The 9,107-nt window shown below is 61.2% G+C and carries 8 protein-coding genes and 3 pseudogenes; 2 read left to right on the top strand and 9 right to left on the bottom strand.

The features are described from left to right. The 9 genes and pseudogenes from ACLP25_RS24410 to ACLP25_RS24370 all read right to left on the bottom strand — a co-directional run. A partial coding sequence (locus ACLP25_RS24410; RefSeq protein WP_442471711.1) for a general secretion pathway protein GspK occupies nucleotides 1-907 on the bottom strand: 907 nt, incomplete at its 3' end. Then, complete coding sequence (locus tag ACLP25_RS24405; RefSeq protein WP_442471710.1) at nucleotides 904-1,605, bottom strand: hypothetical protein; 702 nt, start codon at nucleotides 1,603-1,605, stop codon at nucleotides 904-906. The genes ACLP25_RS24410 and ACLP25_RS24405, both read right to left, overlap by 4 nt. Next, nucleotides 1,602-1,913, bottom strand: coding sequence for a type II secretion system protein (locus tag ACLP25_RS24400; RefSeq protein ID WP_442471713.1), 312 nt, complete (start codon nucleotides 1,911-1,913; stop codon nucleotides 1,602-1,604). Before ACLP25_RS24400 ends, ACLP25_RS24405 begins: the two co-directional genes overlap by 4 nt. Next, a pseudogene (locus tag ACLP25_RS24395) lies at nucleotides 1,914-1,994 on the bottom strand (prepilin-type N-terminal cleavage/methylation domain-containing protein); the annotation flags it as partial. Next, nucleotides 1,981-2,304, bottom strand: coding sequence for a type II secretion system protein GspH (locus ACLP25_RS24390; RefSeq protein WP_442471712.1), 324 nt, complete (start codon nucleotides 2,302-2,304; stop codon nucleotides 1,981-1,983). The gene ACLP25_RS24390 and the pseudogene ACLP25_RS24395, both read right to left, overlap by 14 nt. Before the next feature lie 54 nt (nucleotides 2,305-2,358). Beyond that, a pseudogene (locus tag ACLP25_RS24385) lies at nucleotides 2,359-2,433 on the bottom strand (prepilin-type N-terminal cleavage/methylation domain-containing protein); the annotation flags it as partial. Between the two features lie 7 nt (nucleotides 2,434-2,440). Further along, the gene (gene gspG / locus ACLP25_RS24380) at nucleotides 2,441-2,902 is read right to left on the bottom strand and encodes a type II secretion system major pseudopilin GspG (RefSeq protein WP_442471709.1); all 462 of its coding nucleotides are present in this window, start codon (nucleotides 2,900-2,902) and stop codon (nucleotides 2,441-2,443) included. Between the two features lie 9 nt (nucleotides 2,903-2,911). After that, nucleotides 2,912-4,132, bottom strand: coding sequence for a type II secretion system F family protein (locus ACLP25_RS24375; protein ID WP_442471708.1), 1,221 nt, complete (start codon nucleotides 4,130-4,132; stop codon nucleotides 2,912-2,914). 4 nt (nucleotides 4,133-4,136) lie between these two features. Beyond that, entirely contained in the window at nucleotides 4,137-5,837 is a 1,701-nt protein-coding gene (locus ACLP25_RS24370; protein ID WP_442471707.1) for a GspE/PulE family protein, read from the bottom strand. A 648-nt stretch (nucleotides 5,838-6,485) separates the two neighbouring features. Here ACLP25_RS24370 and gspD point away from each other — a divergent pair. Both gspD and ACLP25_RS24360 read left to right on the top strand, forming a co-directional pair. After that, the gene (gene gspD, locus ACLP25_RS24365; RefSeq protein ID WP_442471706.1) at nucleotides 6,486-8,828 is read left to right on the top strand and encodes a type II secretion system secretin GspD; all 2,343 of its coding nucleotides are present in this window, start codon (nucleotides 6,486-6,488) and stop codon (nucleotides 8,826-8,828) included. Continuing rightward, nucleotides 8,809-9,107 (top strand): annotated as a pseudogene (locus ACLP25_RS24360) (hypothetical protein); the annotation flags it as partial. The gene gspD and the pseudogene ACLP25_RS24360, both read left to right, overlap by 20 nt.

The raw sequence follows: 9,107 nt of genomic DNA, 5'->3' as shown, positions 1-9,107 counted from the left end.
CGTCGAAATCATCGCGCCAGGACAGAATGTCGTAAGGCTCGCCCTCGCCGTCCCGGAGGCGAAACACGACTTCGGCGTGAACGCGCCTGCCATTGTCGAACTCGACATCGACGCTAGACCTGAGGGCTTTTGAACCTCCGAGAGTGGCCCGACTTCTCACCGGCCCCAATTTGGAAAGCAACGCCTCTTGATCATCCGGAGCGCTCGCTCGCGCCTTTAGGACCGCCTTCATGATCTCGGGGGTCATCCCCGGTAGCGCGGCCAGAACAGTCCGATCGGCGCTTTCGACGTCAATTCCCGATTGACCACTGAACACCGTCACGAAGGGAAGCACTCGCTCGACGACGGGTGTGGGCAACCCGAGCACGAGACCGAGTTCAAGCGAACTGTTGAATGGACCTTGACGGGGCGGATAAGGCGATCTGGATGTGGCGTAGAGGTTCGCCTCACTGTCGCCTGCGTTGGAATCGGGTTTGGTGCGCCAGCCGACGATACGGTCCGCGTAGCTCTTCGCCTGGCTTGAATCGACTCCGATGGCCGCGAAAATTCCGGCAAGCAGATCGGGGGGCGCGGCATTGAGGTCAATCCTTGCCGCTTCGGAGCGAAAGCGGACGGCGACGCCGGTATGACCGATCCTTAATGTAAAACCGCCTTGAGAGGGTCGCGCTTTTTCAGGAGCGGAAAGCTGCCGTAATACCGTCATTTCGATCCCGCCGCGGATGGACGCTTCCGCCTGGACCCGATCATCCAATATGTGCGAGGCGCTGCCGGTTTGGATTGCATAGGTGGAATATATCGAGGCGAGCGCCGCCAAGGCCGCGAGGATCCACAGAACGGCGACAAGGACGAACCCGGCCTCGTCGCGCGTGTGAAGCCTGCCGCGTGAGATTGGCGCACCGCTCATCATGGCTGGCCGGGGGCTGCTGAAGAGGGGGCCTGGTTTGTCACAGGAGACGCCGCGCTGGCCGGGTTCGCCCGATTATCGGGCTTAGGGACGCCGGGCGCCGTAATCTTCAATCGCACGACGGTCGACGCCCCCTGCGTCCGACCGGAAGGATCAACGACGGTCACCTTAATAGCCTCTGGCAGCCGCTCTTCACCTTTCCAACGTTGCGCCCACACATGTTCGGGACCCGCATACGCGAAAGTAACCTGGAATGGCGCCCGAATCAAAGCAACCGAATCTGCGAATTCGAAGGGCTGTGCGGGCCGGCCGCGCACAATCGGCGAGAATTTGGAATGCGACCGGATAAGCGCACGGCCCCGTTCATCCGAGGACACGGCGATCCGGACCACTTCAAGCTGCGGGCCGGAGTTTGGACCGGCGGCAGACCGCACAAAGACCACAGAGGTGGGGTCGCCTTCGAAAAACGGACCCGGCGCATCGCCCCATGACGTCACATATTCGGCGACGGACAGGTCTTCCAGAAGGCGCTCGAGACCCAGGCCGACCAAATCGGTCCGCTGCAGATCCGCAAATCCGCGGCGCCAGTTTGGCAACCAAAGTCCAGTAATTGAACTCAGTCCGAGAATTATGGTGGCCGTCAGCGCAACCGCCGCAACCGCTTCCAGCATAGAAAAGCCATCAGCGTTCGATTGGCTCACCTAGTCTGCGTCCTTCGCAAGCGGATGGTGTCGATCTCCATTATTGAGCCGGAAGGAGAACGCACCAGCAGCGCGATGCCTTCAGGAGTCCATTCAGCCGACCGCTGAGGATCGGTCGTCGCCAGCGCGTTGCTATCGATGCGCCAGGCATAATTGTCGAGAACGCCTGTCAAACGTCCGAACGGGAGCACGTTTCGCGCCGGAAGGCCAGCCAAGATTTTTTGCGCCGCCGAAACATGGGCGAGATGCCGCTCGGCGTCGAGGCTGGCGCGCAGACTGGTGCTCGACAGAGCGCCGATCGCCGCCAATCCGGCCGCCAGGACAGCAAGCGCGGCCAACGCCTCCACCAAGGTAAAGCCTGCGTTGCCCCTCCGGCTAAGTCTTTCCAACCGCCACAACCTCGACCCCTCCGGTCAGCCAGTTGACCCGTATCTGATAACCGACGCCCTGCCGAGAGATGGCGATCACGCCTCCGCAGGAGGCGCCGCTTGGAAAGAAATCGATTGTCGAACCGACAATTCGATCGGCGCAGCGTTGGGCGAGCAGGGCGTTGAAGGCGACATCTGCCGGAATCTCGACCGCGGCCGCGCGGTAGCTTGAGCGCACCGTGCGCCGATCCGCATCAAGCAATGTGGAAACCATTGTGTGATTGCGAATCGCGGCGTTTCGATCCCCTTTGAGCAGCGCCGCGACCTCCACTGCATAGCCGGCCAGGCGAGGCTGAGAGGTTGATCGCGGAAACGAAGGCAGGACCAGAGCGGCCAGCAGCGCGACAATCGCGAGGACGCACACAACTTCGATCAACGTAAATCCTGCCTCGCGATCCATCGGCGCCTCACCGCGTCGCGCTTTTGATTATGCTCTGTCTGTCGCCGACCCCGCCCGCTCCGTACGAGGCAATTTCGTAGGGGCTGTGGTCTCCGGGAACCCTGTAGACGTATGGGTGACCCCAAGGATCGTCTGGGACCGAGCCGACTCTGAGATAGGGGCCGTTCCATGCCACCGCCGAAGCAGGCCGCTGCACCAAGGCCTTCAGACCTTCGTTGGACGCCGGGTATGACCCATTGTCGAGATAGTAAAGATCGAGCGCGGCGTCGAAGCTCTCAATCTGAATCTTCGCGGCCTTCACTTTCGAATCGCTCAGGTAACCCAGCACGCGAGGACCGACGAGCGCCATGACGAGACCAATGATCGTGATCACGACCAGCATCTCAATGAGGGTAAAGCCGCCCTCGCCGCTGCGTGGCGCGCCGTCTCGATACCTCAGCCGCCGAACCAAAAGGGACCATAACCTCATCTATTACTCCTATCCGACGCTTTGATTGACTGAGAGCAAGGCGGTCATGACCGACACGATCAGGCCCCCGACGATCGTGCTGATCAGAACGATGGCAAGGGGACCGACGAAGCCTATGGCGTGGTCAAGGCTTCGTTGCAGCTTGGCCTCGTAGTAGTCGGCGATGCGTCCCGAGAGCATAGGCAACTGGCTGGAGTCTTCACCGAGCCGCAGCGTCCGGATCGCCACCGAAGGAAGCGCCGCTGTCTGACTCAGCGCGTCGGAGAGCTTTCCGCCGTGGCGCACCTTGTCGACGACGAGCGACCATTTTGTCGTCGTTCCGCTTGCTTCCATCGTGTCGGCGAGAATCCGCAGCGCGGCGACCAGCGTGACGCCGCTTGACAGCAGGAGACTCAAGTTCCGGCAAAAAAGGCTCGTTCGTCTATAATCCAGAATTGGGCCGATCATCGGAAGTTGTCCGATAGCACGAATGAATCTCTCGCGCAGAAGCCGTTGCCGTATCGCGAGCCATCCGGCAAGCAGCGCGACCAGAACCGCGGCCGCAATCGCCTGGCCGTTCGTCCGCAGCAGGTCCGACAAGCCAAGGAACGTCACCAAAACCGGATCGACCTTGGCGTTGAAGTCGCGGAATACATTGGCGAATTGCGGCAGGACAAAGAGCAGAAAGAATAGCAGCACCGCCCCCGCGGCGGTCAGCAGGAAAGCGGGGTACCTGAGCGTGTCGTTCAGGCGCCGCGACAGGGCTTCGGCGCGCTGGCGTTCGACCGACAAGGACTCAAGAATTGAGACAAGCGCCCCCGAGGTCTCTCCGACCCGGGCAAGGGCGACGTAAACCTTTGGAAAGACGGCCGGATGTCGAGAGATCGCCTCGCCGAAACTCTCTCCAGAAAGAATGGCTGTCGTCAGCGCCGAGGTGGTCGACCGCATCCGCCCCATATCGGGGTCGGCGGAAAGCAGTTCCAGCGCCTCATTGATCCGGGCGCCGGTTCGCAAGAGCAAGGCAAGATCTCCTGTGAAAATCGTCACGTCCTCCGGTCGGGGTCTCGACAAAGAGGGGAAGAAACGCCACGCCCGCCTGATCGTCTCTTGCTGGACCGCTGCGACGGCCTCTATGGGGACAAGGCCAAGCGCCTCGATCCTGCGACTGGCCTCGATGACGCCCGCTGCGTCAATCGAACCGCTGACGACCTCCCCGCCGTGCGACAGTGCGCGATACTGAAAGACTGGCATGTGACTATTGCGCCGTCGTGACGCGCAAGGCTTCGGAGACCGAAGTCAAGCCGCGGCGGCATTTGTCGATGGCGTCTTCCATCATTGTGGTGACGCCCTCTCGCCGCGCGGCCTTGCGCAGAGCGCTCGCGTCGATGGAGGACCCGACAAGGTCGCGAACCTCGCCAGCGACTTCCAGGGCTTCGAAGACACCGACTCGCCCGCGGTAGCCTGTTCCGCTGCATCGCTCGCAGCCTCGCGGGACCCAGATCATCTCTCCGGCTGAAAGACCGCACGCCTCGTATCGCGGATCGGCCGCCAGGTCGGTCTCGGAAAGCTGCTGCTGCGCTTTGCAACGTTCACACAACATGCGCACGAGCCGCTGTCCGATGACGCCGCGCAGCGTCGACCTCAACAGGAATCCTTCGACCCCCAAATCTAGGAGACGGGGGACAGCGGCTACGGCCGTCTCGGTGTGGAGCGTCGTGAGGACGAGATGACCAGTGAGGGCGGCATGAACTGCGATGTTCGCGGTCTCGGCGTCGCGTATCTCGCCAACCATGATCACGTCGGGGTCCTGGCGAACAAACGCCCGCATTGCCGTCGCAAAGGTCAAGCCAATCGCTGGCTTGACCTGGGACTGATTGACTCCGGCGATCTCGTATTCGACGGGATCTTCCACGGTGAGGATTTTGCGAGATGGCGTATTGAGAACCGAGAGCATAGTCGCAAGCGTCGTGGTTTTTCCGCTGCCCGTCGGGCCAGTGATGATGATCATTCCATGCGGAAGATCAATCAGTCGCCTTACCGTCCGCTCATCGCGTGACCCCAGTCCTAGCTTCGAGAGGTCGAGCAGGCCCCGGTCTCGCGGCAACAGGCGAAGCACCGCGGACTCCCCATACTGCGTCGGCATCGTCGAAACGCGAATGTCGATGTCGGAGTTTCCCACCTCGACGCGTGCGGCGCCGTCCTGCGGCAACCGCCGCTCGGCGATATTCAGGCCAGCGAGGATCTTGATCCGCGAAATCAGCGCTTGCGGGAGCGCATGCCCGGGAGCAGGCACATTTCTCAGAAGTCCATCGACCCGCATGCGTACGTTGAGACCATTGCGCATTGGTTCGATATGAATGTCGCTCGCCCGAAAGTCGACGGCCTTCTCGAGGAGGTCGTTGACTGCCCGCACCACCGGGGCTCCACTCGCCAGATCGCGAAGACTGTCGATGCTCTCATCGAGAGACTCCTGCGATTGGCCAGACGCTGTCGCCGCGGCTTGCTCCTCCTCCGGCCCAAGCCGTTCGGAGAGCACCGCCGCGATTTCCTCGAACGAGGCAACCGATACCACGATGCGCCCGCCAAGAACAATCTGCGCGCCCTTCTGCGTTGCCAGGTCCGTCGGATCAGCAACCGCGAGACCGTATTGCCCTTCGCCGGTCGTGAACGGAAAAACCGCGGATTCGCGCAAAAAACGCCGAGCGAATCGCCCAGCGCAGGACGTCGCCTCCATCAATTCTGCGAGCGTAATACGGGGATATTCGAAGAAAGCCGCCACCTCTTCGGCGAAGTCGTCGGCAGAAAGTGCGCTAGCCTCCCACAACGACCGGATCGACGGCTCGAAGGCCTTTGCGTCGCCGAAATCCTGCGAGTCGGGCGACTCAAAACCAAACCGATCCCTGAGACGCATGGCGAAAGCATTTATCGACTTATCGTTCAAATCGAGAGCCGCCATCTCACTCGCCCCGCACGTGATCTGCGCCGTGCAGACGTCTTATCACATCGCCGCAATCCCGACATGCTGCCGCGTCGCGCAGGCCGTGCTCGGAGAGATCCCCACACCGGCTTGCCGTCAGAGATATGTAATAGGCATGAAGCCGAGTAAATGGCACAGACGTTTCCCTTAAGCGACTGGCCATTAACGTTATCGCGGCGGCGAGGCCAAGGACCTATCCACGTCAACATACTTTCCGTAAGGGTTCCCCCGGCGATTTAATACTAATCGGCTCCCCTCCCGTCAAACGCTACCTAGGACGAGCACAGTACGTACGACTGAGAGATGGTGTTTGACCCAATAGTAAAGACAGGGCGGCGGAGCTGGCAAGATGGTAAAACAGGCCTTGGCGCTTGCGTGTGGCCGAGCTCCGAAACGCCGGAGAGCTGGCTATATCTTGCTTGGAACAAAAGAAAACGCGCGGATGCGCTGGATCTCGGCCGAGTTTATCCCTGTTCGCGCCAGAAACGCGAACAAGCGTGAAAAACTATTGCCTACGGGAGACACCCGGTGCGAGAGTCCGCGACGATTCGCCGCGCCGCAGAGCGACGGGTCGGTGTCAGTATCACAGGAGGCGAAAACGTCGCGCTTGACACAGTCGCAAGTTTAATGATTTTTCAGGCCGCCTTCAACATTTCGGCCGCTATCGAGGACGGACGCTCATTGGCCTTGAAGTTTGATCGCGTCCGGCCCTTGGCGAACGTTGTTATGGTTACGACGTGCGTGATGGCGTTGGTGGCGTGCAATACGTCTTATCTCGAGCAGCGCACGGACGAGCCGCAAAATGCAGCGGATGCCGTCCGATCTGCCGACCTCGAGCCTCGGTACCCCCGGTCAACGGGAGGTGTCGACGCCGGCGGCGCCGCGCCCAAGGGTTTTTCGTTTTTTGGATCATCGAGTCCGCCCCAAGCTTCTCCAACGCCCGCCTCCCCGGCGGCGCCCATGGGTGTCTCAGGGGACGGGGACGGCTACAACCTCAACTTCGAGACCGCGCCGATTTCGGATGTCGCGAAGTCGGTTCTCGGGGACACGCTCGGCCTCGGTTACATCATTGACCCTCGGGCCCAAGGGTCAATCAGTCTCTCCTCGGAGCGACCCGTTCCAAGGAAGGACATGCTTTTCATTCTCGAGAGCGCTATGCACGCGAACAATTTGATCATGGTCCGAGAAGGCCCCGTCTATCGCATTGCGCCCGCGGCAGACGCGGGCGGGGGGCGCGTCGATCGGTCCGATAGCGCCGGGGGGGTCGAGCCCGGATACGGGATGACCGTTATTCCTCTTCGATACGTGTCGGGGACAACGGCCTTGAAGTTGCTCGAGGGCTTCGCCGCGAAACCCGGGGCAGTACGCACTGATCTGAGCGGTCAACTCCTGCTTGTCCTTGGGTCAGGGAGCGAACGACAGTCTGCGCTGGACGTTGTCCGCAGTTTCGATGTCGACTGGCTGCAAGGCCAGTCCGTCGGCATGTATCCGGTTCGGAACAGCGCCCCCGAGCCGATCGTCGCCGAGCTTGAAAAGATAATGGACTCGGGTGAGTCGGGGCTTGGTCATGGCCTGGTCAAGTTCGACGCGGTGGCGCGGTTGAACTCGATTCTGGTCGTTGCCTCGAAGCCGGAACTCCTTCGCGCTGCTTCCCGCTGGATATCCCAACTCGATGAGCCTTCCGCCGCCAGCGCAACCGTTAAAGTTTACAAGGTGCAGTACGGCGACGCCAAGCAGATTGCTCAGTTGTTGACGCAGATATTTGCGACTTCCGGAGGGGCTGGCTCCGCCGCTAGCGAAATCGCTCCGTCCTCCGGAACGAAAGCCCTCACGCCGAACGAACGGCTTACTGGAGGAAGGCCCGCAAGCGCGAGCGACGCCAATGCATCCCTGCCGGCTTCGACACCGGGGAGTGCCGCGGCAACACCGGGGAGTGCCGCGGCACAGTTCGGCGCCCTCCCCGTTGCGACGCTCGACTCGGAGCTTTCGGCCCTAGGCCAGGGCGGCGGCCCCCAACTGCCGAACGTCCGCATCACCGCGGACGCCGTGAACAATGCGGTGCTTGTCTATGCAAGGGCGGACGAATACAAGATCGTCGAACGCGCGCTCATTCAGCTCGATCGGCCGAGAGTGCAGGTCGCTATCGAGGTCACGATTGCAGAAGTCACCCTGAACAACGAGCTTAATTACGGGGTTCAGTTCTGGCTCAACGGCGGCGCAGTTTCGAACACGTTGACCGGTGTAATCCCGAGCGTAGCCAACAATCTCACCTCGAGCCCGGTCGGGCCCGGCTTGACCGGCGGGCTAAATGTCGTCGTCGGCAACGCTTTGACCCCGCGCGTCGTCATCAACGCGCTGCATCAGATTACGGACGTGAGGATCTTGTCAAATCCCTCACTCGTCGTTGTCGACAATGGCGATGCGACGCTCGAGGTCGGCAATCAGATTCCGATATCGACCGGCAGCGCCACCGTGCTGAGCGCCAACAACGCCGTCGTCAATACGGTCGACTACAAGAACACCGGCATAATCTTGCACGTGCAGCCGCGGGTGAACTCCAATGGATCTGTCCTGCTGAACATCGACCAGGAGATCAGCGCCGTTCCGCTCGAAAGCAACAGCACCACTACGCTGACTCCGACGATTACCGAACGCAAAGTGTCAAGCCAGATTTCGGTGGTCAGCGGGCAGACGGTGCTGCTCGCCGGATTGATCCAGGACCAGCTGGAGAAATCGCGCGAGGGCATCCCGATCCTCAATCAGATTCCTTATGTCGGGGCGGCGCTTGGCACCTCGGGCAAGTCGGATGCGCGCACCGAACTCATCATTTTCATTAAGCCTCAGATCATCCGGGACGGCGTTGACGCGTCGATGGTTGCGGAAGAGCTGCGTTCGAAAATGCGAGGCGGCAAGACTCAGGCCCTATCGCTTCCTAACATGCTGAACATAAATGCGCGACCGCTTCAGTGACGGCGCAGAGCGACCAAACGGGTTGCGTCCTTCCGCGAAAGCCAGACTTGCCAAGATCGTGTGCGGCGCCGCCGCTCTCGGCGCGTTCGGGGTCAGTTTCGCCGTCGCCCCGGGAATGAATGGCGTCGCGGGCGCCGCCTTGGCGGGAATCAGCGTCGCCATGGCAGTAGCCGACTATCGGCAGATGATCATTCCTGACGAACTCAATGCGTCCGCTCTCCTTGTCGGGCTCGTGGCCGCCGGATTGAAATCGTCGAATGTCCCTTTTGCCGCAATTCT

The sequence above is a fragment of the Roseiarcus sp. genome, from assembly GCF_052145395.1.
Classification (GTDB): domain Bacteria; phylum Pseudomonadota; class Alphaproteobacteria; order Rhizobiales; family Beijerinckiaceae; genus Roseiarcus.
Note: the sequence above shows the minus strand (reverse complement) of the source record. Positions and strands in the feature narration are given on the sequence as shown.